The organism is Williamsia sp. z71 (assembly GCF_059553375.1).
Window position 1 is genome coordinate 55,048 of the sequence record NZ_JCANWX010000002.1, and the last position, 25,694, is coordinate 80,741.

General features: G+C 67.2%; 18 protein-coding genes. 14 read left to right on the plus strand and 4 right to left on the minus strand.

Features of this window, described 5'->3' with window-relative positions; translation table 11 throughout:
* The first annotated feature begins 202 nt into the window (after window positions 1-202).
* The 10 genes from AC51GR_RS04380 (at window position 203) to AC51GR_RS04425 (ending at window position 13,561) form a co-directional block, all read left to right on the plus strand.
* Window positions 203-1,204 (plus strand): DUF3152 domain-containing protein, encoded by a 1,002-nt coding sequence (locus AC51GR_RS04380; RefSeq protein WP_496324079.1) that lies wholly within the window; start codon window positions 203-205, stop codon window positions 1,202-1,204.
* Window positions 1,205-1,366: 162 nt separating this feature from the next.
* A complete protein-coding gene (gene moeZ / locus AC51GR_RS04385) occupies window positions 1,367-2,533 on the plus strand; it encodes an adenylyltransferase/sulfurtransferase MoeZ (RefSeq protein WP_496324080.1) in 1,167 nt (388 codons plus the stop codon).
* A gap of 106 nt (window positions 2,534-2,639) precedes the next feature.
* The gene (locus AC51GR_RS04390) at window positions 2,640-3,494 is read left to right on the plus strand and encodes a TIGR02569 family protein (protein WP_496324081.1); all 855 of its coding nucleotides are present in this window, start codon (window positions 2,640-2,642) and stop codon (window positions 3,492-3,494) included.
* 199 nt (window positions 3,495-3,693) lie between these two features.
* Window positions 3,694-5,148 carry a nitrate/nitrite transporter gene (locus AC51GR_RS04395; RefSeq protein ID WP_496323402.1) on the plus strand — a complete coding sequence of 485 codons (1,455 nt, stop codon included), beginning with the start codon at window positions 3,694-3,696 and terminating at the stop codon, window positions 5,146-5,148.
* Window positions 5,145-7,283, plus strand: coding sequence for a molybdopterin oxidoreductase family protein (locus AC51GR_RS04400; protein WP_496323403.1), 2,139 nt, complete (start codon window positions 5,145-5,147; stop codon window positions 7,281-7,283). The genes AC51GR_RS04395 and AC51GR_RS04400 overlap by 4 nt, the downstream gene beginning before the upstream one ends.
* Window positions 7,280-8,746 (plus strand): FAD-dependent oxidoreductase, encoded by a 1,467-nt coding sequence (locus tag AC51GR_RS04405; RefSeq protein WP_496323404.1) that lies wholly within the window; start codon window positions 7,280-7,282, stop codon window positions 8,744-8,746. The genes AC51GR_RS04400 and AC51GR_RS04405 overlap by 4 nt, the downstream gene beginning before the upstream one ends.
* A gap of 68 nt (window positions 8,747-8,814) precedes the next feature.
* The gene (gene nirB, locus AC51GR_RS04410) at window positions 8,815-11,328 is read left to right on the plus strand and encodes a nitrite reductase large subunit NirB (protein ID WP_496324082.1); all 2,514 of its coding nucleotides are present in this window, start codon (window positions 8,815-8,817) and stop codon (window positions 11,326-11,328) included.
* Window positions 11,312-11,677, plus strand: coding sequence for a nitrite reductase small subunit NirD (nirD, locus tag AC51GR_RS04415; protein ID WP_496323405.1), 366 nt, complete (start codon window positions 11,312-11,314; stop codon window positions 11,675-11,677). Before nirB ends, nirD begins: the two co-directional genes overlap by 17 nt.
* Window positions 11,678-11,696: 19 nt before the next feature.
* Entirely contained in the window at window positions 11,697-12,863 is a 1,167-nt protein-coding gene (locus tag AC51GR_RS04420) for a uroporphyrinogen-III synthase (protein WP_496323406.1), read from the plus strand.
* Entirely contained in the window at window positions 12,860-13,561 is a 702-nt protein-coding gene (locus tag AC51GR_RS04425; protein WP_496323407.1) for a sirohydrochlorin chelatase, read from the plus strand. Before AC51GR_RS04420 ends, AC51GR_RS04425 begins: the two co-directional genes overlap by 4 nt.
* 59 nt (window positions 13,562-13,620) lie before the next feature.
* On the opposite strand, the gene AC51GR_RS04430 is transcribed toward AC51GR_RS04425, so the two are convergent.
* Window positions 13,621-13,920 (minus strand): MGMT family protein, encoded by a 300-nt coding sequence (locus tag AC51GR_RS04430; protein ID WP_496323408.1) that lies wholly within the window; start codon window positions 13,918-13,920, stop codon window positions 13,621-13,623.
* Between the two features lies 1 nt (window position 13,921).
* The gene (locus tag AC51GR_RS04435; RefSeq protein ID WP_496323409.1) at window positions 13,922-14,701 is read right to left on the minus strand and encodes an alpha/beta fold hydrolase; all 780 of its coding nucleotides are present in this window, start codon (window positions 14,699-14,701) and stop codon (window positions 13,922-13,924) included.
* Window positions 14,702-14,765: 64 nt separating this feature from the next.
* On the opposite strand from AC51GR_RS04435, the gene AC51GR_RS04440 reads away from it, so the two are divergent.
* Both AC51GR_RS04440 and AC51GR_RS04445 read left to right on the plus strand, forming a co-directional pair.
* The gene (locus AC51GR_RS04440; RefSeq protein ID WP_496323410.1) at window positions 14,766-18,131 is read left to right on the plus strand and encodes an ATP-dependent helicase; all 3,366 of its coding nucleotides are present in this window, start codon (window positions 14,766-14,768) and stop codon (window positions 18,129-18,131) included.
* Entirely contained in the window at window positions 18,124-21,504 is a 3,381-nt protein-coding gene (locus AC51GR_RS04445; protein ID WP_496323411.1) for an ATP-dependent helicase, read from the plus strand. The genes AC51GR_RS04440 and AC51GR_RS04445 overlap by 8 nt, the downstream gene beginning before the upstream one ends.
* Window positions 21,505-21,509: 5 nt before the next feature.
* On the opposite strand, the gene AC51GR_RS04450 is transcribed toward AC51GR_RS04445, so the two are convergent.
* Window positions 21,510-21,923, minus strand: coding sequence for a DoxX family protein (locus tag AC51GR_RS04450; protein ID WP_496323412.1), 414 nt, complete (start codon window positions 21,921-21,923; stop codon window positions 21,510-21,512).
* Window positions 21,924-22,056: 133 nt separating this feature from the next.
* Between AC51GR_RS04450 and AC51GR_RS04455 the strand changes: the two genes are divergently transcribed.
* A complete protein-coding gene (locus AC51GR_RS04455; RefSeq protein WP_496323413.1) occupies window positions 22,057-23,127 on the plus strand; it encodes a potassium channel family protein in 1,071 nt (356 codons plus the stop codon).
* Here AC51GR_RS04455 and AC51GR_RS04460 read toward each other — a convergent pair.
* Window positions 23,124-23,330 carry a hypothetical protein gene (locus tag AC51GR_RS04460; protein ID WP_496323414.1) on the minus strand — a complete coding sequence of 69 codons (207 nt, stop codon included), beginning with the start codon at window positions 23,328-23,330 and terminating at the stop codon, window positions 23,124-23,126. The two genes, AC51GR_RS04455 and AC51GR_RS04460, sit on opposite strands and share 4 nt — an antisense overlap.
* Window positions 23,331-23,633: 303 nt before the next feature.
* Here AC51GR_RS04460 and AC51GR_RS04465 point away from each other — a divergent pair, with 303 nt between their 5' ends.
* The gene (locus AC51GR_RS04465) at window positions 23,634-25,643 is read left to right on the plus strand and encodes an aconitate hydratase (RefSeq protein WP_496323415.1); all 2,010 of its coding nucleotides are present in this window, start codon (window positions 23,634-23,636) and stop codon (window positions 25,641-25,643) included.
* Window positions 25,644-25,694 lie beyond the last annotated feature (51 nt).

The window sequence follows — 25,694 nt, forward strand, 5'->3', positions numbered from 1 at the left end:
GGGAGGCTCGGGGACCAGAGGGACGCGACGTTCGCCGCGGGTGACCTCGGACCGCTCCGGCCGTGCAGACGAGACGCCCAGTCGTCGCTCATCTGGTCGTCGAACGTCCGTCGCAGGCGGAAATGAACACTCCGACCAGGCGCGACGTGCCGCCGAGCGGGCCCGCCGGCTTGCCCGCGCCGAGGCCGAGGCCCAGGCACGACTGGCCAATCAGCGCACCGACATCCATCCTCCCGTGTCGTCGGGACGTCCCGCGCCGGACCAACCGCTCCGGGCCCGCTGGGATCCCACCGGTGACCCCGGCCGGCAGCGGGCCGAACGGGACACCGAACGCAAGAAGCAGACCGCGGTGGGCCGCTTTGTCACCACCTATGGCTGGCGCGCGTACGCGATCCCGGTTCTGGTGGTGCTCACGATCGTGATGATCGTGTCGACGGTGCAATCGGAGCAGGGGAACTCGCCCGGCACGACCGCCGCCGACTCCGATCCCGATGCGGCCCGCAACACCGACGTCAAGAACGTCACCACCGCGATCGGTGCGCCACCGGCCGAGGTGCAGGCCGACCAGCTGCCCGCCGGCACCCTGCCGCAAGGGGGCCCGTTCACCGAGAACGGCGACCGCACCTACCGGATCGTCCCCGGAACCACGCCGCCGATCGGTGGCGGTGGCCAGGAGTACACGTACACCATCGAGGTGGAGAACGGGCTGACCTCAGGCGATTACGGTGGCGACCCGACGTACGCCAAATTGGTCGACGCCACCCTGTCGAATCCGAAGAGCTGGATCGGCGACGGGCAGTTCTCGTTCCGGCGGATCGACGAGGGCACGCCGGACTTCCGCGTCACACTCACCTCCCCGGGGACCACGCGCGAGCTGTGTGGCTATGAGATCCAGCTCGAATCGTCCTGTTACTACCCGCCGGAGGGCCGGGTGACACTCAACGAGGCCCGCTGGATCCGGGGGGCGCTCTCGTATCAGGGTGATGACCTCGGTTACCGGCAGTACCTGATCAACCATGAGATCGGTCACGCGATCGGATTCGTCGGCCACGAGCCGTGCAAGGTCAACGGGGGACTGGCCCCGGTCATGATGCAACAGACCTTCGGTACCGCCAACAGCGAGATCATGGCACTGGATCCGGAAATGAAGGCCGACCGGAGCTATGTGTGCCGGCCCAACCCCTGGCCGTTCCCCGAGCGGTGAGGCGGATCCGCCGTACCGATGCCCACGGTGATCCTCGCTGGTGAATCGCCGGCGGTGGAATCTTCGTCCCCGCCTGCTCGTTGCAGGGAGAGCAACAAAGGCCGATGGCCGCCGCAGGGCCGTCGCGTGTTGCGCTGATCGTGAGGAGAGTTCGTGTCACATTTGCCGCCGTTGGTCGAGCCCGCCGCAGAGCTGACCCGCGAAGAGGTGGCCCGCTACAGCAGGCACCTGATCATTCCCGACATCGGTGTCGACGGGCAAAAACGTCTGAAGAACGCGAAGGTGCTGGTCATCGGGGCCGGCGGTCTGGGATCGCCCACGCTGCTGTACCTGGCGGCCGCCGGGGTCGGGACCATCGGGATCGTCGAGTTCGATGAGGTCGACGAATCCAACCTGCAGCGTCAGGTCATCCATGGACAGTCGGACGTGGGTCGTCCAAAGGCCGACTCGGCGAAGGATTCGATCCTCGAGATCAATCCCCATGTCACGGTGCACACGCACAAGTTCCGGCTCGACAACAGCAACGCCGTGGAACTCTTCGAGCAGTACGACCTGATCCTCGACGGCACCGACAACTTCGCCACCCGCTACCTCGTCAACGACGCCGCGGTGCTCGCGCACAAGCCGTACGTGTGGGGCTCGATCTATCGCTTCGAGGGTCAGGCGTCGGTCTTCTGGGAGGATGCGCCGGACGGGCTCGGTCTCAACTACCGCGACCTGTACCCGGAGCCGCCGCCCCCGGGCATGGTGCCGTCCTGCGCCGAAGGTGGCGTGCTGGGCATCCTGTGCGCCTCGATCGGGTCGATCATGGGTACCGAGGCGATCAAGCTGATCACCGGTATCGGCGAGACCCTGCTCGGTAGGCTGATGGTGTACGACGCCCTCGACATGCGCTACCGGACCATCAACCTGCGCAAGGACCCGGACGCGCCGAAGATCACCGAGCTGATCGACTACGACGCCTTCTGCGGCGTGGTCTCCGATGAGGGTGTCTCGGCGGCGAAGGACTCGACCCTGACCGCAGTCGAACTCAAACAGCGGCTGGATTCCGGCGAGAAGATCGCCCTGATCGACGTCCGGGAGCCGGTGGAGTGGGAGATCGTCAAGATCGAGGGCGCCACCCTGATCCCCAAGGGCGACATCGAATCGGGCGAGGGCCTGGCGAAGCTCCCACAGGACCGGCCCGCGGTCCTGTACTGCAAGACCGGCATCCGGTCCGCCGAGGCGCTGGCCGCGGTCAAGAAAGCGGGTTTCGCCGACGCCACCCATCTGCAGGGCGGTATCACCGCCTGGGCCAAACAGGTGGACACGGCCCTGCCCGTCTACTGATTTCCGGGCTCCCCGAGGGGTCGCGGCGTTCCGGCGCCGCGACACCGGGATGTCGTGCAGTGATTCTCGCGGTCACGCCGGTAACCTTGGCCACGTGATCTCTGACTTGACCTCCGTCGAGCCGCCCGAGCATGTCCTCAAGACCTTCGGGTTGACGGAACAGCCCGTGGTGGCATTGGGCGACGGGTGGGAGGGCGGCTGGCGGATCGGCGAAACGGTCCTGTCGCTGGTACCCGATCACGCCAGGGCGGCGTGGTCGGCGAAGGTCCGCGAGACGCTCTATGTCGATGGTGTCCGGGTGGCCCGCCCGATCCGCTCGTCCGACGGCCGGTACGTCGTGTCGGGGTGGCGGGCCGACACCTATATCGCCGGAACCCCCGAACCCCGCTTCGACGAGGTCGTCTCACTGGCCGACCGTCTCCATGAGGCCACCGCCGAATTGGAGCGTCCCCGATTCCTGATGCAGCCGCCTGCGGCGCCGTTCAGCGATGTCGACGTGTTCACCGCTTCCGATCGCGCTGCCTGGGATGACGTCCCGATGCGATCGGCCCGGGCCGCCGGGATGGGCGACCCGACCTCCCCGGACGGTGTGACCAGCCTGGCAATGCTCCAGACGCTGTCCACACTTCGTAAGCCAGTGGAATCGCCGTCGCAACTCGTCCACGGTGACCTGTTCGGCACGGTCCTGTTCGCCGGCGCCGCGGCACCTGGGATCACCGACATCACCCCGTACTGGCGTCCGGCCGGGTGGGCCGCGGCGGTGGTCGTGGTCGATGCCCTGGCCTGGGGTGGGGCCGACGACGGTCTGATCGACCGCTGGGCCGACACGCCCGAATGGCCGCAGATGATGTTGCGGGCCGTCATGTTCAGGTTGGCCGTTCACGCGCTGCACCCACGGTCGACGTCGGGCGCACTGCCCGGTCTCAAGCGGGTCTCCGACATGGTCAGATTCCTCGTTTAACGCTACTGATCAGGCATTTCGGCGCACGTGAGTGCGCTGTTCGATCTTGTGGTCGAACACTTCTCACGATCTGGTGGCGTGAGTTGTGAGAACACTGTGATTGTTCGGTCACTGGTTGCAAAACTGCGGCAACACCAATTTTCTACGGTCTCTCCAAGTCATCCGGTAATTGACCCGGACATACGAGGAGGGGCTCGACGTGACTGCCAAGGCCACCAAGCGTAAGCACTACATCACCGACTGGGATCCGGAGGACGTGCAGGCGTGGGACAAGGGCAACGCCGCCATCGCCAAGCGAAACCTTGTCTGGTCCATCATCTGTGAACACGTCGGCTTCTCGATCTGGTCGATGTTCTCCGCCCTCGCCCTGCTGATGGGCCCCGAATACGGCATCTCCCTCGACCAGAAGTTCGTCATCGGCGCCACCGCCACGTTTGTCGGTTCGTGCCTGCGCATCCCGTACACCCAGGCGACCGCCATCTTCGGTGGCCGCAACTGGGCCATCTTCTCGGCGTTCGTCCTGATGATCCCCACCGGACTCACCCTCATGCTGATGATGAACCCCGGCGACTTCGGATTCGGCTGGTTCCTCTTCGTGGCCGCACTCACCGGTTTCGGTGGCGGTAACTTCGCGTCCTCCATGACCAACATCAACGCCTTCTACCCGCAGCGACTCAAGGGCTGGGCCCTCGGACTCAACGCAGGCGGTGGCAACATCGGTGTCCCGGCGATCCAGCTCATCGGCCTGCTGGTGATCTGGCTCGCCGCCGATCGACCCGAGATCGTCTGTGCGATCTATCTCGTGCTGCTGGCGATCGCCGGCATCGGCGCTGCGATCTACATGGACAACCTCGACCACCAGACCTCCAGTGGCAAGGCGATGCTGGAAACCCTCAAATACCGTGACACCTGGATCATCTCGATCCTGTACGTCGGCACCTTCGGGTCGTTCATCGGCTTCGGATTCGCGTTCAGTCAGGTCCTCAACATCTCCTTCACCTCCTCCGGTGCTGCCAAGCCGGCCCTCGCCGCAGCCCAGATCGCCTGGATCGGACCGCTTCTCGGGTCGATCAGCCGACCGTACGGTGGCAAGCTCGCCGACAAGATCGGTGGCGGCAAGATCACCATGTACTGCTTTGCCGCCATGGTCGCCGCGTCGTCGATCCTGGTCGCCGCGAGTGCGTTGTCGGACGCCAACGACAAGAAGATCACCGGTGGCACCCTGACCGCCTTCGTGATCGGATTCGTGTTGCTGTTCGTCATCTCGGGTATCGCGAACGGTTCTGTCTACAAGATCATCCCGGCCATCTGGGAGCACAAGTCCAAGATCAACCCCGGACTCAACGCGGTGGGTCAGGCCAACTGGTCCCGGTCGATGTCGGGGGCGCTGATCGGTATCGCCGGCGCGTTCGGCGGCCTCGGCGGGGTGGCCATCAACCTGGTGCTGCGGGACAGCTACAAGTCCAATCAGTCTGCGACCCAAGCCTTTGTGATATTCCTGGCGTTCTACATCATCGCCGGAATCATGACGTACTGGTTCTATGTCCGCCGTTCGATCGAGATCCCGGCAGCCGTCGCCGCCGCACCGGCCGAATCGGCACCGCAACCCGGACCGGCGCCGGCCGCATCGGCCGCGCCGGTGGTGCAGCCGTGAGTACGCAGACGATCCCGCTGCGCCGCAACGCCGATGGGTCGGTCGGAACCCGGACCCATTGCCCGTACTGCGGACTGCAGTGTGCGATGGCCATCACCGGTGCCGACGCCTCCGATGCCGAGATCACGCCCCGGCAATTCCCCACAAACAAGGGCGGGCTGTGTCAAAAGGGCTGGACGGCAGCCGAAGTACTCCGCAACCCGAACCGGCTCACCGAGCCACTGGTGCGGGTCGACGGCGAGCTGGTGCCGACGACCTGGGACAACGCTCTGGACATCGTGGCGCGGGGGTTCGCCCGAACCCGGCGTGAGCACGGTGCCGACGCGGTGGGGATCTTCGGTGGTGGCGGGCTGACGAATGAGAAGGCATACCAGCTGGGCAAGTTCGCGCGGGTGGCCCTGCAGACCTCGAACATCGACTACAACGGCCGGTTCTGCATGAGTTCGGCGGCCGCCGCCGGGATCAAGTCCTTCGGACTCGATCGGGGCCTGCCGTTCCCGTTGGCCGACATCGGATCTGCGGAGTGCATCGTGATGCTCGGCGGCAATGTGGCCGAGACGATGCCGCCGATGGTCGCCCACCTGATGACGGCAGCGCGGGCCGGCGGACTCGTCGTCGCCGATCCGCGCCGGACGGCAACGGTGGAACGGGCGGTCGCCGATGGCGGCGTCCATCTGCAGCTCTCGCCCGGAACAGACCTCCCGCTGGTCTTGGGCATGGTTCATATCGCGGTGACCGAGGGGTACGCCGATCTGGACTACATCGCCGACCGCACCAGCGGATTCGACGAGTTCTGGCGGATCGCCGGGCAGTGGTGGCCCGAACGCGCAGAACGGACCAGTGGCGTCCCGGTGAGCGCGATGCGGCGTACGGTCGCGTTGCTGGCCGCGTCCCGTGATCGAGGTACCGGCGCGTACGTGCTCACCGCCCGTGGCGCCGAACAGCATTCGACCGGCACCGACACCGTCAGTGCCGTGATCGGACTGGCGCTGGTGCTCGGCTTGTGTGGCCGCAAGGGCAGTGGCTACGGCTGCATCACCGGGCAGGGCAACGGTCAGGGCGGTCGCGAGCACGGGCAGAAGGCCGACCAGCTGCCGGGCTACCGGAAGATCACCGACCCGGCGGCCCGTGAGCATGTCGCCGGGGTCTGGGGCATCGGCCCCGACGACCTGCCCGGCCCCGGTCGCAGCGCGTACGAACTGCTCGAATCACTGGGCCGGCCCGATGGTCCGAAGATGCTGATGGTCCATGGTGCCAATCTCGCGGTGTCGGCGCCGCGCGCGGGGCACGTCGTCGAGCGGTTGCAGTCGCTGGACATGCTGGTGGTCAACGACTTCCTGCTGTCCGAGACCGCGGCGATGGCCGATGTTGTTCTGCCCGTGCTGCAGTGGGCAGAGGAAGAGGGAACGATGACCTCCCTCGAAGGGCGATTGCTGCGCCGACGTCAGGCGGTGTCGATTCCCGATGGACCCCGCAGTGAACTGGAAGTGCTCTCGGAGTTGGCGATCCGCCTCGGTCAGCCCGCCGAGCGTTTCAAGACCGATCCGCGTGAGGTCTTCGACGAGTTGCGCCGGGCCTCTGCCGGAGGCCCCGCCGACTACACCGGGATCACCTACGAACGGCTCGACAACGATGAGGCGATCCATTGGCCCTGCCCGCAGCCCGGTCACCCCGGGACGCCGCGGATGTTCCTGGACCGCTTCGCCACCGACGACGGGCGGGCCAGGTTCGTGGCCGTCGACCATCACGGACCCACCGAACCGGTGACCGCCGATTACCCGCTGATCTGCACCACCGGACGGGTTCTCACGCACTACCAGTCGGGAGCGCAGACCCGCCATGTGGAGGCCTTGTCCGAGGCCGCCGGTCCGATGTTCGTGGAGGTCAACTCCGATACCGCCGAGCGGCTGGGGATTGCGAACGGGGACGAGGTGCGAGTGACCTCGCGCCGCGGCTGCGTGGTTGCCGCGGCCCGGTGCATCGACTCGCTGCGGCCCGACACCGTGTTCCTGCCGTTCCACTATGCCGGCGAGGGACGCGCCAACCTGTTGACCAACCCCGCGCTCGATCCGACCAGCCGCATGCCCGAGTTCAAGATCTGCGCCGTGCGGATGGAACCGACGGAGTCCACATGACCAAGCGTGTGGTGATCATCGGCAACGGTATGGCCGGTGCGCGCCTGCAGGAAGAACTGCACCGGCGCGACCCCGACGGCAGCCGCATCACCAGTGTCGTCATCGGTGAAGAACCGACGTCGGCGTACAACCGGATCCTGATGTCGAATGTGGTCGCCGGCCGGATCAGCCCGGCCGACACCATGATCCGCGGGACGAACTGGTACAGCGAACGGAACCTGCAGACCCACACCGGTGTGCGGGTCGAGCGCGTCGACCGCACCGATCAGACGGTGCACTGCAGCGACGGAACCGTCCACCGCTACGACAAGCTCGTATTCGCCACCGGTAGCCGGGCGTTCATCCCGCCGATTGCCGGCGCCCTCGACGACGAGGGCCGGACACTGCCCGGTGTGGTCGCCTTCCGCAACCTGCGCGACTGCGAGACGATCGTCTCGGCGCTGGGGGAATCGGCGTCCGGCAGGAGTATTCGGGTGGTGGTGGTCGGCGGCGGTCTGCTCGGCCTCGAGGCGGCCCGCGGCGCACTCCTGCAGGGTGCCGCCGTGACGGTTGTGCATCCGCGCTCGCACCCGATGGAAAAGCAGCTCGACAGTGCAGGCGGGGCGGTGCTGACCCGGATCCTGCGTGAGATCGGGATGGACGTGGTGCTCGGCGGACGGGTCAGCGCCATCCGCGATGACCCGCGGACCGGTCGTGAGGTGGTCCTGACCGACGGCTCGACCCTGGGCGCCGACCTGATCATCGTGACCGCCGGGATCGCCCCCAACGTCGACGTCGCCGCCGACGCCGGGCTGGCGGTGGAGCGCGGAATCGTGGTCGACGACGAACTCCGCACCAGCGACCGGTCGGTGTACGCGATCGGCGAATGCGCCCAGCACCGGGACATCGTCTACGGACTGGTGCAGCCGGGTTGGGAGATGGCAGAGACCGTGGCGCAGAACCTGATCGGCGACACCGAGGTCCGATACGAGGGCACTCAACAGATCCTGCGCCTCAAGGCACATGACATCGACCTGGCGTCCATGGGTGAGGTCGACACCGACCCGAATGACCTCGAGGCCGAGGTGCTGACGTTGTCCGATCCCCATCGCGGCCGTTACGCGAAGGTGGTCGTCCGCAAGGATCGGGTGGCCGGGGCGGTGCTCCTGGGCAACCCCGAGGTGGTCGGGACCATCTCGCAACTGTTCGACTCGGGGGCGCCGGTGCCGAGTGACCGGATGCGGTTGCTGCTCGGTCATCTCACCGGGGGTGCCACCGAATCGGCGAGTCCGGCGCAGATGCCCGGCGATGCGATCATCTGCCGGTGCAACACGGTGTCGAAGAAGAACCTGACCGACGCCTGGCGCACAGGTGCCCGCAGCACGGGCGCGATGGCCGAGGCAACGCGCGCGACAACCGGTTGTGGCAGTTGCGAATCCGTGGTCGAAGGCCTGTGTGACTGGCTCAAGACGGCGGACGCATGACAGAGACAACAGATGTGAGAGGGAGGGCCCACGTGTCCGCTAAAACCGTTGTGGTGGTTGGTCATGGGATGGTCGGCCATCGCTTTGTGCAAGAACTGCGTCAGCGCGACGTCACAGATCAGTGGCGGGTCGTGGTGGTCTGTGAGGAACCCACCGCGGCCTACGATCGCGTGGGATTGTCGTCCTACGTGAACAAGTGGGACCCACAGGCGTTGGCACTGGACGGCAACACCTATCCGGGAGACCCGCTGGTGTCCCTGCTCCTGGGCCGATCGGTGAAGCGGATCGATCGGGTCGCCCGCACCGCCGTCCTGGACGACGATTCCAGTGTGGTCTTCGACGCGCTGGTCCTGGCCACGGGTTCGTATCCCTTTGTGCCACCGGTCCCCGGCAAGGACTCCGAGAACTGCTTCGTCTATCGCACACTGACCGACCTCGACCGGATCCGGGCCGCCGCCGAGGCCGCCCCGGCCGGAGCGACGGCCGTTGTGGTCGGTGGCGGACTGCTCGGCCTCGAGGCGGCGAACGCGCTCAAACTCCTCGGACTCAGGCCACATGTCGTCGAGTTCGCGCCGCGGCTGATGCCGCTGCAGGTCGACATCGGTGGCGGGGCGCTGCTGGCGAACCTGGTCGAAGAACTCGGGGTCACCGTCCACACGGGGGTGGGGACCGCGGCCATCGAACAGGTCGACGGTGGTCGCCTGAACATCACACTCTCCGACGAGAGCACCATCGACGACGCTGCGCTGCTGGTCTTTTCGGCCGGAGTGCGACCACGCGACCAGCTCGCCCGGGACGCCGATCTCGCGGTCGGGGAGCGGGGCGGGGTTCTCGTCGACAGCAGTTGCCGCACCGATGATCCGGACATCTACGCGATCGGTGAGGTCGCGGCGGTGGACGGTCGCTGCTACGGGCTGGTGGCGCCGGGCTACAGCACCGCCGAGGTGGTCGCGGATCGGCTGCTCGGGGGCCGGTCGGAGTTCGCCGGCGCGGACATGTCGACCAAGCTCAAGCTCCTCGGGGTCGACGTCGCGAGTTTCGGTGACGCGATGGGTGCCACGCCGGGCTGCCTGGAGGTCGTCTTCAACGACCCGGTGGCCGGAACCTATTCCAAAGTTGTTGTCAGCGACGACGCGAAGACCCTCCTCGGTGGTGTGCTCGTCGGTGACGCCACGCAGTACGCCTTGCTCAAGCCGATGGTCGGGAGTCCGTTACCCGGCGACCCGGCGGCGCTGATCGCTCCGGCGGCCGGTGAGGGCGTGGGCCTGTCCGCCTTGCCCGACAGTGCTGAGATCTGTTCGTGCAACGGGGTCGACAAGGGGACCATCTGCGGCGCGATCGCACATGGTGCGCAAGACGTCGAGGCGGTCAAGGCCTGCACGAAGGCCGGCACCACCTGTGGCGGATGTGTGCCGTCGATCACCCGGTTGCTGGCCGATTCGGGTGTCGCGATCTCGAAGTCGCTGTGCGCGCACTTCTCACATTCGCGGGCCGAGCTCTTCGAGATCGTGCAGGCGACCGGCATCCGCACGTTCAGTGAACTCGTCGCCAAGCACGGGTCCGGGCTGGGTTGTGAGATCTGCAAACCCACCGTCGCATCCATCCTGGCATCGACCTCGAGCGACCACATCCTCTCGGATGAGCAGGTGGCGCTACAGGATACGAACGACCGATTCCTGGCGAACATGCAGAAGAACGGCACCTACTCGGTCGTCCCGCGGATGCCCGGCGGCGAGGTGACCGCCGATCAGCTGATCGTGATCGGACAGGTCGCCAAGGACTTCGATCTCTACACCAAGGTCACCGGCGGTCAGCGGATCGACCTGTTCGGTGCCCGGGTCGAACAGTTGCCGCTCATCTGGAAACGGCTGGTCGATGCCGGGATGGAATCCGGACATGCCTACGGGAAGAGTCTGCGGACGGTGAAGAGTTGTGTCGGCACCAGTTGGTGTCGGTATGGCGTCCAGGATTCGGTGGGGATGGCCGTCGACCTCGAAAACCGTTATCGCGGACTGCGATCGCCGCACAAGCTGAAGTTCGGAGTCTCCGGTTGCGCCCGGGAGTGTGCCGAGGCCCGCGGCAAGGACGTCGGCATCATCGCCACCGAGCACGGCTGGAACCTCTATGTCGGTGGCAACGGCGGCCAGAGTCCGGTGCACGCGCAATTGCTGGCCTCGGGGATCGATGATCAGACGCTGGTCAAGTACATCGATCGCTACCTGATGTTCTACATCCGTACCGCCGATCGGCTGCAACGCACGGCGCCGTGGCTCGCGTCGCTCGAAGGTGGCCTGGAACATCTCAAAGAGGTTGTGTGTCAAGACAGTCTCGGTATCGCCGCCGAGCTGGAGGCGGCGATGGCAGCACACGTCGCCGGATACAAGGACGAGTGGGCGGGTGTGCTCGAGGACGAGGACAAACTGGCGCGCTTCGTGTCCTTTGTGAACGCGCCCGAACAGCCCGATCCCACCATTGATTTCTCGGAGAGTGGCGGACGCAAGGTGCCGGTACTCTTGGGGACACCGCAGCCCGGCGCAGTCCGCCGGGGAACGGAGGAAGCACACGATGAGTCTCGTCGATGACACCCGCGTCGATGCGCTCGACACAACCTGGACCGCGGCCTGCCCCTTCGACCGGCTCGTCCCGGGCTTCGGGGTCGCGGTCCTGCTTCCGGGCGGCGCGCAGGTGGCGCTGTTCCGGATGGTCGACGGCACGCTCTACGCCGTGGACAACATCGACCCGTTCGGGCATGCGGCAGTGATGTCGCGCGGACTGGTCGGTGACCGCGACGGTGAACCCACCGTCGCTTCACCCCTGCTCAAGCAGGTGTTCTCCCTGGTCGACGGACGCTGCTTGGGTGATGAGAATGTATGGTTGCCCGTCTATGAAGTACGGCAACACGCCGGCCTGGTACAGGTTCGGCCGCGATAGCGTGACACATGGAGGCGTTGTGAGTTCGGGTCGTCGCACGCAGGGTGAAACAGGCCCGTTGACCGGCTTCACCATCGGGATCACGGCGGCGCGCCGGGCCGATGAGTTCGCGGCTCTGCTGGAGCGACGTGGTGCGGTGATCGAGCGGGCGCCGGCCATTCAGATCATTCCACTCGCCGACGACGCGGAATTGCGGGCGGCGACCGAGAATGTTGTTGCCGATCCACCCGAGATCGTCGTCGCCACAACGGGTATCGGGTTCCGGGGGTGGCTGGAGGCAGCAGAGGACTGGGGGATGGCCGAGACGCTCGTCGAGGCATTGGGCCGGTCCCGGGTCCTGGCCCGAGGTCCGAAGGCCAAGGGCGCGATCCGGGCCGGTGGCCTGCACGAGGAATGGTCGCCGCCGAGCGAATCGTCGAGCGAGGTACTCGAGCACCTGCTCGCCGAAGGGGTCGACGGTGTTCGCGTCGGTGTCCAGTTGCATGGCGCGACCACCGAGTGGGAACCGTTGCCCGACTTCTGTGAGGTGCTCCGGGAGGCCGGGGCCGAAGTGCTCGCGATTCCGGTGTACCGGTGGTTGCCACCGAACGACACGACGGATCTCGATCAGATGATCTCGCAGATCATCAACTTCGACATCGATGCCGTCTCGTTCACCAGTGCACCTGCGGCGGCCTCGATGCTCGGCCGGGCGCACGACACCGGTCGCCTCGACGATCTGCTCGCAGCACTGCGCTCGGATGTCGCGGTGATGTGCGTCGGGCCGGTTACCGCGGGACCGCTTGCCGCACTGAAGGTTCCGAAGTCGAGGCCGGGGCGGTTCCGGTTGGGAGCGTTGGCCCGGCACATCGCCGAGGAGATGCCGCGCCGGGTGCCCACCATGCGGGTTGCCGGGCATGACATGAGTATTCGGAGCCGGGCGGTCCTGGTCGACGGTGAGCTGCGGCCGCTGTCGCCTGCCGGGCTGACCTTGCTCAAGGCGCTGGCGCAGAACCCGGGCCGGGTGGTCTCGCGGCAGGCACTGTTGACGCAGTTGCCCGGTGGGGGCGGGGACACCCATGCGGTCGAGACCGCGATGGCCAGGCTGCGGGCCGGGCTGGGCGACTCACGCATGATCCAAACCGTGGTGAAACGCGGATACCGGTTGTCGATCGATCTCGAATACGAGGAGGGCGAGAACGCATGACGATCAATCGTCTTGGTGCGCAGCCCATCCTGGTTGCCCATGGAACACGATCTGAACACGGGGTGGCGATGATCGCGGATCTGGCCGACAAGGTCTCGGCGCAGATCGGCCGGACCCGGGTGGCATTCGTGGACGTGCTCGGACCGTCGCCGTCGGAAGTGTTGTCCGGCGTCGACGGACCGGCGGTGGTGGTCCCGGCGTTCCTCGCGGAGGGCTATCACGTCCGGCAGGATCTTCCCGAACACGTCGTGGCCAGCGGCCATCGCGCCACCACGGTGTCCCGGGCATTGGGGCCCGATCCCGAACTCGCCCGGGTGCTGGCCCAGCGCCTGGCCGAATGTGGTTGGAAGCGTGGTGATTCGGTGGTGCTCGCGGCTGCGGGATCATCCGATGCCTATGCGCTCGGCCAGGTGCGCCGGGAGGCGAACCTACTCGGTTCGATGCTCGGCGAGCGGGTGCCGGTGGGTTATGTCGCCACTGCGCAGCCCTCGATCGCCGACGTCGTCGCGCAGACCCGGGCAAAGACCGGCCGCCGGGTCTTCATTGCCTCATATCTGTTGGCGCATGGGCTTTTTCATGATCGACTGGCCGGGGCCGGGGCTGATGGTGTCGGCGCGCCACTGGGCGCCGACCCCCGAGTCGTCGACCTCGTCGTCCGCCGCATGCGCTCGGTCCGGATCCCTGTCGCCCCCCGATGATGTGCCCTTTTGGCGGCGCTGACCTGGGCTTTTGTTCGCCAAAAGGGCACATTATCGGGTTAGGGGAGCGGTTGTCGGGCGGTTTTCATGTCGACTCGGCCATCGAAGACTCGAACGCCTTCGGCCTGAAGGCGTTCGAGTTGACCGGTCCGTAGATGGGGCGCGGGACGACCGCTGACCGCGATGACGCGGTGCCAGGGCAGATCCGCCGAATCGGTGCGCATGATCCATCCGACGATGCGGGCGCTGGACAATCCGGCAGCCGCGGCCACATCGCCATAGGTGGCCACCTTGCCCGCCGGCACCGCGGCCACGATCTCGCGAACCCGTTCGACCTGTTCTTCCGTCACCGCCGCCATGTCAGTCGCGGGCGAGCGCGCGGGCGACCAGGTCGGCGGTCAGCTCGGCTCGGGAAAACGGGACCATGTGGTCGCAGTCCTCTTCGAACACGGTCAGCAGATCACCCTGCTGCTCGGCAAGCGCCGCCCGGAACTCGGCGGTGACATAGGGCGGCTGCACGCGCATCGCCTGCACCAGGTCGACGGGTATGCCCGTGGGAGGAAGCACAAACGGGAGGCTCAGCTCGCCCCAGGTGGCGACGACCATCGCCGGGTTGATGCGCCAGTTCACCCGATCGCCGACCGGGATCAGGTGATCGGCGATCTCTCGATCGAGGATCTCCGGAGCGAGTTCGGACCACGATCCGCCGAGTTTCTCCTCACGGGCCGCGGCCTCGTCGGGGTAGTCGTAGTGCGACAGGTAACTCTCGGCCACCTCCTGCAGCCATTGCGGATCGAGCCCGATGGCCGGATCCAGCAACACCATCGACCGGATCCGGTCTTCGAGCGCCTGTGACAGATGCAACGCCAGCGCCCCGCCGTAGGAATGGGCCACGACCACCATCGGTCCGTCGATGTACTCGTCGGCGACCTCGCGCAGCGCCGAGACCTGGGCCTGAATCGACCACGGCGGGGTCCACGGCGAGAAACCGTGGCCCAGGAGGTCCGGTGCCACGATCCGGGCGTTCGGCAGGGCGTCGGCGAGATCGGCCCAGCGCTTGCCGTGGCCGGTCAGGCCGTGCAGTGCCAGCACGGGCGGGCCGTCGACGGGTCCGAACAGTTCCACATTGAGTGCAGACATGGCCGCAATCTTGCCTGACGGCCCGGCGTTCTGCCTGCGGGCCTTCGCCGGCTGTCGGAGGCACATGACACCATCGACCACAGTCGAGAGAAAGGACGTGTGCGTGCCCGCATTGACCACGCGATTGGTATCCGCGCCGATCGCCGCTGCGCTCCCACGCACCTGGCCTTCCCACGTACAGGCGCTCATCGACGGTGACTTCACCGCCACCGGGCAGTTCCGCCCCTACCGGGTTCATGGTGGTCCGGGCACCGGCAAGACGTCCCTGATCGTCGACATCGCCGTGGCGCGACTGTCCGACCCGGACACCGACCCCGAATCGATCCTGGTACTCGCCTCGAGTCGGCGGGCGGCCACCGAACTGCGTGAGCAGATCACCTCCCGATTGCTGTCGACGGGCACGGGTCCGGCGCGGACGCCGCGGGCCACTCGTGAGCCGATCGTCCGTACCCTGCACTCCTACGCGTTCGCTGTCTTGCGTCTGCAGGCCGCCGCCCACGACAACCCGCCGCCGCGGCTGATCACCGGAGCCGAACAGGATGCCGTGCTGCGCGAACTGCTCGCCGGCGACATCGAGGACGGCGCCGAGTACTGGCCTGATCGGTTGCGGCCGGCATTGGGCACCAACGGTTTTGCCCAGGCCCTGCGCGACATGATGATGCGCGCCGCCGAACGGGGCGTCGGTCCCGAAGATCTGATCGCGCTGGGTCGCACCCATCGCCGCCCGGAATGGCAGGCGGTGGGCAGGGCGTACCGCCAGTACGAGCAGAGTGGTCTGCTGCGCGGCGCGGTCGGGCTGGAGGCCCCGCAGGCCACGGCCCCCGCGGTGGATGCGGCCGAGCTGGTCGGGTCGGCGTTGACCGCGTTCGCCACCGACCCGGAACTGCTGCGCAGCGAGCGCGCCCGGGTGCGGTACCTGTTGATCGACGACGCCCAGCACCTCGACCCGCAGGCGGCCACCCTGATCAAGCTGGTGGGCGCCGGGACCCGGCAGGCCGTGGTCGCCGGCGACGGCGACCAGTCGATCTACGGTTTCCGCGGTGCCAGCGCGCGGTTTCTCGACGAACTCGACGACCCCGAGCGGGACATCCTGCTGGACAACAACTTCCGGTCGACCGCGCCGATCAGCAATCTGGGCGGTTCCATCGCGGCCCGGCTGCCGGGCCGCCGCCGGCGTAAGTCGGAAGCCGATCATCCCGACGCCCCGCCCCCGGTGGTCCGCATCTACGGCTCGGCCGCGAAGGAAGCCACCGCGATCGCCGACATGATGCGCCGCGCCCACCTCTACGACGACGTGCCGTGGTCGCAGATGGCGGTGATCGTGCGGTCGGTTCCCCGGGCGATGGCACCGCTGCGCCGGGCCCTGCGGTCGGCCGGTGTGCCGGTGATGACCCCGGCCAGTGAGATACCGCTGGCCCTGGCCCGTTCGGTGTCGGCCATGTTGCTGGCGCTGCGTGCGGTGGAGACGCCCCTGGACCCCGACGCGGCACTGGAGTTGCTGTCCGGTCCGATCGGCGGTGCCGATCCGGCGGCGTTGCGGCGCCTGCGACGCGGCGTGCGGCGGGTCGAGACCGAGTCCTCCCGCGACCGTGATTCGGCCACCGTGATCGCCGAACTGGTCAGCGCCCGCCCCGCCGCCCAGGGTTCGGATTCCGATGGCGACCGGCCCGCCATCGACGTCGAGCACTACCTCGGTGGATTGACCGACGCCGAGAAGCAGCCGCTGGTGCGGGTGCTGACGGTCATCCGGGCGGCGCGTACGGCGGCGGCGAGCCGTCGCAGCATCGAGGAGATCCTGTGGGAGGCCTGGCAGGCAAGCGGATTGGGGCCGCGCTGGGCCAATCAGGTGATGCGCCGCGACCACGGTCCCGGCGGTGCACAGGCGGACCGGGACCTCGATGCGATGGTGGCGCTGTTCGACGCCGCCGCCAACTTCGCCGACAGCTTGCCCGCGGCCACCCTCGGCGGATTCATCGACTACCTCAGCGCCCTGCAGATCCCCACCGAATCGCGGATGGCCCAGACCTCGTCCGATTCGGTGACGGTGCTCTCGGCGCATGCCGCCGCCGGTCGTGAATGGGATGTGGTCGCGGTGGCCGGCGTGCAGGACGGCCTGTGGCCCAGTCTGCGCAGCCGCGGCAGCATCCTCGGTACCGGTCAGCTCGTCGACCTGCTCGACGGAGTGTCGGCCGATGCGATCGACACCATCTCGCGTACCGCGGTCGCGTTGGCCGAGGAGCGGCGGCTGTTGCTGGTCGCCTGCAGCCGGGCCCGTCGCCGGTTGATGGTCAGCGCGGTCGACGACGGCAGTGGTGACGCGGCGCCGTCCCGGTTCATCGGTGAACTGGCGGCGGTCGTGGCCGGCGCCGACGAGGACGAACCCGAACTGGAGCTTCCCGTCGAACCGGGTCTGCGACGGGTGCTTTCGTTGTCGTCGCTGGTCGCCGAACTGCGGGCCCAGGTCTGCGACAGCAGCGACCAGGACGATCCGCGGACGCAGGCCGCCGCCGAGATGCTGGCCGAACTGGCCGACGCGGGTGTGCCCGGCGCGCATCCCGACCAGTGGTACGGGCTGGCCGGACCGAGCAGCACCGAGCCGCTCTGGTCCGAGTCGTCGGGTCCGCTGACCCTGTCACCCTCGAGCGTCGAATCACTGGGGACCTGTTCGCTGCGCTGGATGCTCGAGCGCTACGGCGGTCGCGACGGGGACTCGCGTCCGGCGGTCGCCGGAACGCTGGTGCACACCCTCGTGCAGGCCGTGGCAGGCAAGATCCCGCCGGAAGACGTCACCGCGTCCCTGCGGCGGGTCTGGGATCAGGTCGACGTCGGCGCGCCCTGGTTCTCGCGCCGTGAACTCGAGCGCACCGAGGAGATGCTGACCAACTTCCGGCAGTGGCTGAAGATGTCCCGAGAGGGATTGACCGAGGTGGCCGTGGAGATAGACGTCGATGCCCGGGTGGAACCGGCGAAGGTGACCGGTGCCGACGGTGAGGTGATCGACGTCCCGGAAGTGCGCCTGCGTGGGCGCATCGACCGGCTCGAGGCCGACAGCAAGGGCCGCCCGGTGGTCGTCGACGTCAAGACCGGCAAGAACACGATCTCGGTGGCAGCCGGACAGGACCATGCGCAGCTGGCCACCTACCAACTGGCGCTGGCACTGGGCGGGGTCCCCGAGCTCGGCAACGTCGAACCGGGCGGCGGGACACTGGTCTACGTCAACAACGCCAACGGCAAGACCGGTGCGGCCCAACGCAATCAGGACCCGCTGACCGAGGAGCAGATCGATCAGTGGCTGGCCGTGGTCCGGTCGGCGGCCTACCGCAGCATCGGGCCCAGCTTCGAGGCGACGATCAACGAGGGCTGCGGGCACTGTCCGCTGACCGCGAGCTGTCCCGCCCAACTCGACGGACGAATGGTGACCGATGGCTGAAACTGCCGTGCACACAAGGATTTCCGCGCGGGTGCTGGCCGGTGCGCTGGATCAGCCGCCCCCGACCGATGAGCAGGTCGAGGTCATCGAGGCGCCGCTGGAACCGGTGCTGGTGGTGGCCGGTGCCGGGGCGGGCAAGACCGAGACGATGGCCTCCCGCGTGGTCTGGCTGGTCGCCAACCGCCTGGTCGAGCCCGACGCGGTCCTGGGCCTGACCTTCACCCGAAAGGCCGCACAGGAGCTGGCCGCGCGGATCCGGCGCCGGTTGTCGATGCTGGCCGGTTCGTCGGCGATGTCACGCTGGGATCCCGACGGTGAGCTGCGCGTCAAATTGCGCTCGGCCGATCCGCAGGTCAGCACCTATCACGCGTATGCGGGCCGGTTGATCGCCGACTACGGTCTGCTCCTGCCGGTGGAACCGTCCGCAAGATTGCTCAGCGAAACGGAGCTGTGGCAACTCGCGTTCTCGGTGGTCGGCGGCTGGTCCGAGGATCTCGACACCCCCAAAACGCCGGGCGGAGTGACGGAATCGGTGCTCAAGCTGTACGGAGAGCTGGCCGAGCACCTGGTAGACCTCGAACAACTCGCGGCCGCAGGCGACGACCTCTACCGGTTGATCGACACACTGCCACCGGTCGGGCGGCAGAAACCGACACCGCCGGCGAAGTTGCGCGACATCCAGGCCGCGATCGATGAACGCCGGCAGTTGGTGCCACTGGTGGCGGCGCTCGGTCAGGCGATGATGGATGCGAACGTGCTCGACTTCGGCAGTCAGATGTCGCTGGCGGCCAAGCTTGTCACCGCGCATCCGGAAGTCGCCCAGGCGGAACGGGCCGCGATCGGGGCCGTGCTCCTCGACGAGTACCAGGACACCGGGCATTCGCAGCGGGTGTTGCTCTCGCAACTGTTCGGAACGCCGCGCGGGGTTCTCGCCGGCGCCGGGATCGCGGTCACCGCAGTCGGTGACCCGATCCAGTCCATCTACGGGTGGCGTGGTGCCTCGGCCGCCAATCTGCCCCGGTTCACCACGGACTTCCGGTGCAGTGACGGCACCCAGGCGCCGCGCCTGGAACTGCTCACCAGCTGGCGCAACGCGCGCCACGCCCTCGACATGGCCAACGCCGCCTCCGAAGAACTGCGTCGACGGGGTGTTCCGGTGAGCATCCTGCGGCCCCGCGTCGACGCCCCGCGCGGAACCATCGACATGGCGCTCACCGACACCGTTGCCGATGAACGCACCTGGATCGTCGATCAGATCGAGCGCGAGTACAACCAGGCCGACGGCAAACCGCCGACCGTGGCGATCCTGGTGCGGCGCAACCAGGATTCGGCACCGTTGGCCGCGCAGCTCGCCGATCGAGGGATCGCCGCCGAGGTCGTCGGCATCGGCGGGTTGCTCGGCGTGCCCGAGGTCCAGGACGTCGTCGCGATGCTCCGGCTGATGTCCGACCCGATGGCGGGTACCGCCGCGGTCCGGTTGCTCACCGGACCCCGCTGGCGCATCGGCGCCCGGGATCTCGCCGCGCTCTGGGCGCGGGCGCGGGATCTGGCCGCCGGCGCAAATGCCGTGTCGGGCACCATGACCAGTCTCGAAGAGCTCGACCGCGCGCTCGACTCGGCGGTCCCGTCGGAGACGGTGGATCAGGCGGGGTTGGGCGATGCCCTCGCCGATCCCGGTCCGGCGGCGCGCTATTCGCCGGACGGCTACCGCCGGATCAAACTGCTCGGACACCAATTGTCGGTGCTGCGGGCACGGATGGGCGGGCCACTGCCCGAACTGGTCGCCGAGGTCGAGCGGGTCACCGGCGTCGATGTCGAGGCGCAGATCCGGGCACGGGGACTGCGCGGCAACATCACCGGGCGCGAACATCTCGACGCCTTCGCCGAATATGTCGCGAACTATGCGGAGCGTTCCGCGGCCACCCTGCCCGGGCTGCTGGCGTTCCTGGCATCGGCGGCCGACATCGAGAAGGGGCTCGAGCCCGGCAAGGTCGAGATCGCCGAGGACCGGGTGCAGATCCTGACCGTGCATGCGGCCAAGGGGCTCGAGTGGGACGTCGTGGTGATCGCACACCTGTGTACCAACATCTTCCCCGGCGGCAAGGCCGAGGGCACCTGGCTCAAGAGCGCCCGGGAACTGCCCGCCGAATTGCGCGGTGACCTCGCGGATTCGTCTGAAGGTGAAGGCTTTCCGCCGCTGGTGCTCGACGGGCTGGAGAACCGCAAGGAACTCGAGGAGTCGATCGAAGCGCACCAAGAAGCGTTGCGCGGACGCAAGCTCGAAGAGGACCGCCGGCTCCTGTACGTGGCACTGACCAGAACCAAACGGGCGCTGATCATCAGCGGGCACCACTGGTCGGCCGCCGGTGACAAACCCAAGGGGCCGTCGGTGTTCCTGACCGAACTCCATGACATCGCGCAGCAATTGATCGAGACGTCGCCGGACGGCGCACCGGGACTGACCATCGCGCAGTGGGCCGCCGAGCCCCAAGAGGGGGCCGAGAATCCGCTGGCGATGCTGGCGGCCGGGGCGCCCTGGCCCGCTGATCCGCTGGGGCCGCGGCGACCGGGCACCGAGCGCGGAGCCGACCTGGTCCGGGCGGCGTTGCGTGCGCGCGGCGAACCCGCGCTGTTCGACATGGGGGAGGAGACCGACACCGCATCGGGCTCCGAGGTCGACGAGGGTGATCCGCAGATCCGGGAATGGGCCAACGATCTGGCGGTGCTGTTGACCGAACGGTCCGAAGGCCTGGGTTCCGACATCGAAGTGACCATGCCGCAGCACCTTTCGGTGAGCCAGTTGGTCGAGCTCGACAAGGACGAAGATGCGTTCGCCCGACGCCTTCGCCGACCACTGCCGTTCAAACCGAACCCGCTGGCGCGCCGGGGTACGGCCTTCCATGCGTGGGTGGAACGTCGATACGGTGCCACCCGGCTTCTCGACATCGACGAGTTGCCGGGCGCAGCCGACGCCGAGGGCGGGTCCGATGCCGACCTCGAGGTCTTGCGAGAGGCGTTCCTGCGATCGGATTGGGCGGCCCGTAACCCGATCGAGGTCGAAGTGCCGTTCGAGACGGTCATCGCCGACACCATCATCCGCGGACGCATCGACGCGGTCTTCGCCGAACCCGACGGCGGGTACACGGTGGTCGACTGGAAGACCGGTGCGAAGCCGACACCGGCGCAGGAGCATTCGGTCTTCGTGCAGCTGGCCGCGTACCGGGTGGCATGGGCGGAGCTGACCGGCACCGACCTCGAGAAGGTCCGGGCCGCATTCCACTATGTCCGGTCGAACTCGACCCTGCGCCCGCGCGACCTACCGGACCGGGCCCGGCTCGCCGCGCTGATCCGCCGGGAGAAGGGTGCGTCCTGAGGAACTCATCGCTTCGGCGCGGACTTCCAGACCCGCCACCCGGCCCAGATCATCGGAACCTGAAGCGGCAACCGGCCCCACGCGACGGCGCGCTGCGGCAACGGCTTGTTCTTGTACAGCCGGACCATGTTGATGTTGCCCGGATACACACCGACGAACAACGCCGCGGCTGCCAGGCCGCCGTACCGGCGCGTCTTGGGAGCGAGCAGCGCCGCGCCCACCGCGAGCTCGACCACCCCGGAGCCATACGTGTAAGCGCGAGCGCTGCCCGGCAACTCAGCGGGAATCAGCTGGTCGAAGGGTTTCGGGGCGACGAAATGCAGAGTCCCCATACCCAGCAGTCCGAGGCCCATGCGGGTGGCCAGCTTCTGCGAGTCCGGAAACGCCAACTGCGGCAAGCTCTGTCTGGTTGCTGTCATCCCTCCACCATGCCTGATGATGTCCCGTCCTGTCCGTCGTTATGACCGCCGGCGGCTGATAGGACTACAGTCCCACTTTGTGCGTACGCAAACTCTGCAACCGGTAGGTCGCGGCGAGAGGTGGGTCGGATAGATGGCTGCGGGTCGGCTACGCCGGCGGTTCAAAGACGATGAGCTGACAGATATGCCCGACCACGCCCTGGTCGGTGTGGTCCGCATCCCGGAGATGCAGTCGAGCCCGGGCCGGGCGATCAGTCGCCGCGTCGTCTTTGCTCTGGCCGCGTTGTTTGCCGCGGTGTTCATCGTCTATCTCGACCGGGACGGCTACCGCGATGTGCAGGACAGCCCACTGTCGTTCCTGGACTGCCTCTACTACGCGACGGTGTCCCTGTCCACGACGGGATACGGTGACATCACGCCGTACACGCCATCGGCCAGGCTGATCAACGTGCTCGTCATCACGCCGTTGCGGGTGATGTTCCTGATCGTGTTGGTCGGTACCACCCTCGAGGTCTTGACCGAACGGTCGCGGCAGGCGCTCAAGATCCAGCGATGGAGGAACAAGGTGCGGAACCATACCGTGGTCATCGGCTACGGAACCAAAGGCAAGACCGCTGTGAAGGCGATGATCGCGGACGGACAGAAGCCCGCCGAGATCGTCGTTGTCGACGGTGATCAGGCCGTACTCGACAACGCCGCGGCCAAGGGGCTGGTCACCGTGCGCGGCGATGCCACCCGCTCGGATGTCCTCCGGCTGGCCGGTACCCAGCATGCGTCGGCGATCATCGTGGCGACGAACCGCGACGACACCGCGGTGTTGGCGACCTTGACGGCACGGGAACTGGCCCCCAAGGCGAAGATCGTCGCCTCGATCAGGGAGGCGGAGAACACCCACCTGATGAAGCAGTCGGGCGCCGATTCGGTGGTGGTCAGTTCGGAGACCGCGGGCCGTCTGCTCGGGCTGGCGACGATCACCCCGACGGTGGTCGAGGTGATCGAGGATCTCCTCACGCCCGACCAGGGATTCGCCATCGCCGAACGGGATGTCGAACCCGATGAATACGGCGGGTCACCGCGGCACCTGCCGCAGATCGTGCTCGGTGTGGTGCGGGACGGCAAGCTGCACCGCGTCGACGACAGCAAGGTCGATGCGATCGAGCAGGGCGACAGATTGCTGTACGTCCGGCAGGGCAGCGCGGACTAGCTGTTCGACGCCAACGGGGTGGGCGGCATGGATTCAGTGGCCTGTTCGACGAGGCGCAGCGGCAGGCTGAAGCGTTGTCCGCCCGCGAGTGGCTGCACCTCGGCAAACGAAACCGGATGGTGCCGTACGGCGATGACTTGCATGAGGACCGACAGCCCCGATGGTGAGGGCCAATGAAAGTGTTGTCCTGCGGTGACGGCCATATCGGATTCCCCTTGAACGTCAAGCACTGCTGTGGGGCCAGGTTTCTGCGGCGTTCGGCTGGATTAACCCAAGCTTTGGCATATTAAACCTCTGGGCAACATTTTTCGTGTCCACGCGGTTCGTCAACCCTCGGCGGTATTCGACATCGACTGGAAGACTTGGGACATCCGAGTGCACTGTGATCTCCTCTGGCGAACCCGGGTCGAGCCCAGCGGCCCACCGGTGTCGGTACGCAACCCTCCGCTCGGCCTCTGACGCCGGCGTTCAACGGAGACGTGGTCCGCATCGTAGGGAGATTGCGCATGCCGGCAAATGTTGCTCAGAAGTTGATCGAGTCGCATCGGGTGTCGGGGTCCACGAAGCCCGGTGAAGAGATCGCCCTGCGCATCGACCAGACCCTGACCCAGGACGCCACCGGGACCCTGGTGATGCAAGAACTCGAGGCGCTCGGTCTCGATCGTGCCCGCACCGAGGTCAGCGTGCAGTACGTCGATCACAATCTGCTGCAGACCGATGAGAAGAACGCCGAGGACCACGAATACCTGCGGACGGCGTGCGAACGGTTCGGTCTGTGGTTTTCCAAGCCGGGCAACGGCGTTTCCCACCCGACGCACATGCAACGGTTCGGGGCACCGGGCAAGTCGATGGTGGGATCTGATTCGCACACACCGGCCGCGGGGTCGCTGGGAATGCTCGCCATCGGTGTCGGCGGTCTGGAGGTCGCGTTGGCGATTGCCGGTCATCCCCTCAACATTCGGATGCCGCAGATCTGGGGCGTGCGGCTCGACGGTGAGCTGCCACCCTGGTGCTCGGCGAAAGACGTCATCCTGGAGATCCTTCGACGCCACGACGTCAATGGCGGCGTGAACAAGATCATCGAGTACCACGGGCCGGGGCTGGCGGGCCTGACCGCGATGGATCGCCACGTCATCGCGAACATGGGTGCCGAACTCGGCGCCACCACCAGTGTTTTCCCGAGCGACGACGTGGTTCGGGAGTTCTTGCGGGCTGAGGGCAGAGCCGATGACTGGGTTGAACTGGTCGCCGACGACAACGCCGGGTACGACGTGGAGGAGACCATAGATCTCTCGCAGATCGTGCCGCTGATCGCGAAGCCGTCCTCCCCGGGAAACGTGGTGCCGGTCCGTGAGGTCGCGGGTGAGGACGTCTCGCAGGTGGTGATCGGGTCGAGCGCGAACCCGGGGCTTCGGGATTTCGCGATCGCCGCCGCGATGGTCGCCGGCCGGCAGACCGGGCCCCAGGTCAGCTTCGACATCAACCCGACATCGCGCGAGATCCTCACCGATCTGACGAAGATGGGTGCGACCACCGAACTCATCGTCGCCGGTGCCCGCATCCATCAGGCCGGCTGTATGGGCTGCATCGGGATGGGACAGGCGCCGGCGACCGGACGCAACTCCCTGCGGACGATGCCGCGTAACTTTCCCGGACGCTCGGGCACCACGGAAGACGCGGTGTGGTTGTGTTCGCCCGAAACGGCGGCTGCCTCCGCGTTGACCGGCACCATCACCGACCCGCGTGACTGGGCCGCCGATGTCGGGATGGACCATCCGGCACTGGATCTGCCCCGGCAACATTCGATCAACACCGACATGCTGGTGCCGCCGCTCGACGCCGATGAGGCGGCACAGGTCGAACCCGTGAAGGGGCCGAACATCTCGAGCCTGCCCGAACTCGATGATCTTCCCGACGAACTCGAGGCCCCGGTCCTGTTGAAGGTCGGCGACAACATATCGACGGACGAGATCTCGCCGGCCGGCGCAAAAGCCCTCCCGTACCGCTCCAATATCCCCAAGCTGGCGATGTTCACCTTCACCCGCATCGACGAGACCTACCCCGAGCGCGCGCAGCAGGCCGGCGAGGCCGGGCACATCATCGTCGGTGGCGAGAACTACGGGCAGGGGTCATCCCGCGAACATGCCGCCATCGCCCCTCGATACCTGGGGGTGCGCATGGTCATCGCGAAGTCCTTTGCCCGTATCCATTGGCAGAACCTCGCCAATTTTGGTGTCCTGGCAGTCGAATTCGACGATCCGGCCGACTACGAGAAGGTCGAACAGACCGATGTCCTGCGGGTCGACGACCTGCGGAGGACGCTCGAAACCGGCGACACGTTCACCATCGACAACGTCACCAAGGGAGCCCCGATCACGGTGCGCCACCGGTTGTCCGAGCGGCAGGTCGCCGATGTCCTGGCCGGCGGCCTGATCCCACGTCTGGCGCGGGACGGGGAATCGGATGTGCAGGAGGCGAAGGAGACCGTCCTGCAGGACAGCGGCGAGATCAGCTAGCCCGGACAGTGCCGGCGCGGAGGCGGTCAGCCGTCGACACCGTCCGGGCGA

What these genes read in the sequence shown, in the direction of transcription:
- AC51GR_RS04455 (WP_496323413.1), top strand. Translation starts at nt 22,057, where the DNA reads ATGGCTGCGGGTCGGCTACGCCGGCGGTTCAAAGACGATGAGCTGACA.
- AC51GR_RS04405 (WP_496323404.1), top strand. Translation starts at nt 7,280, where the DNA reads ATGACCAAGCGTGTGGTGATCATCGGCAACGGTATGGCCGGTGCGCGC.
- AC51GR_RS04425 (WP_496323407.1), top strand. Translation starts at nt 12,860, where the DNA reads ATGACGATCAATCGTCTTGGTGCGCAGCCCATCCTGGTTGCCCATGGA.
- nirB (WP_496324082.1), top strand. Translation starts at nt 8,815, where the DNA reads ATGGTCGGCCATCGCTTTGTGCAAGAACTGCGTCAGCGCGACGTCACA.
- AC51GR_RS04460 (WP_496323414.1), bottom strand. Translation starts at nt 23,330, where the DNA reads ATGGCCGTCACCGCAGGACAACACTTTCATTGGCCCTCACCATCGGGG.
- AC51GR_RS04450 (WP_496323412.1), bottom strand. Translation starts at nt 21,923, where the DNA reads ATGACAGCAACCAGACAGAGCTTGCCGCAGTTGGCGTTTCCGGACTCG.
- AC51GR_RS04440 (WP_496323410.1), top strand. Translation starts at nt 14,766, where the DNA reads ATGACACCATCGACCACAGTCGAGAGAAAGGACGTGTGCGTGCCCGCA.
- nirD (WP_496323405.1), top strand. Translation starts at nt 11,312, where the DNA reads ATGAGTCTCGTCGATGACACCCGCGTCGATGCGCTCGACACAACCTGG.
- AC51GR_RS04435 (WP_496323409.1), bottom strand. Translation starts at nt 14,701, where the DNA reads ATGTCTGCACTCAATGTGGAACTGTTCGGACCCGTCGACGGCCCGCCC.
- AC51GR_RS04465 (WP_496323415.1), top strand. Translation starts at nt 23,634, where the DNA reads ATGCCGGCAAATGTTGCTCAGAAGTTGATCGAGTCGCATCGGGTGTCG.
- AC51GR_RS04445 (WP_496323411.1), top strand. Translation starts at nt 18,124, where the DNA reads ATGGCTGAAACTGCCGTGCACACAAGGATTTCCGCGCGGGTGCTGGCC.
- AC51GR_RS04430 (WP_496323408.1), bottom strand. Translation starts at nt 13,920, where the DNA reads ATGGCGGCGGTGACGGAAGAACAGGTCGAACGGGTTCGCGAGATCGTG.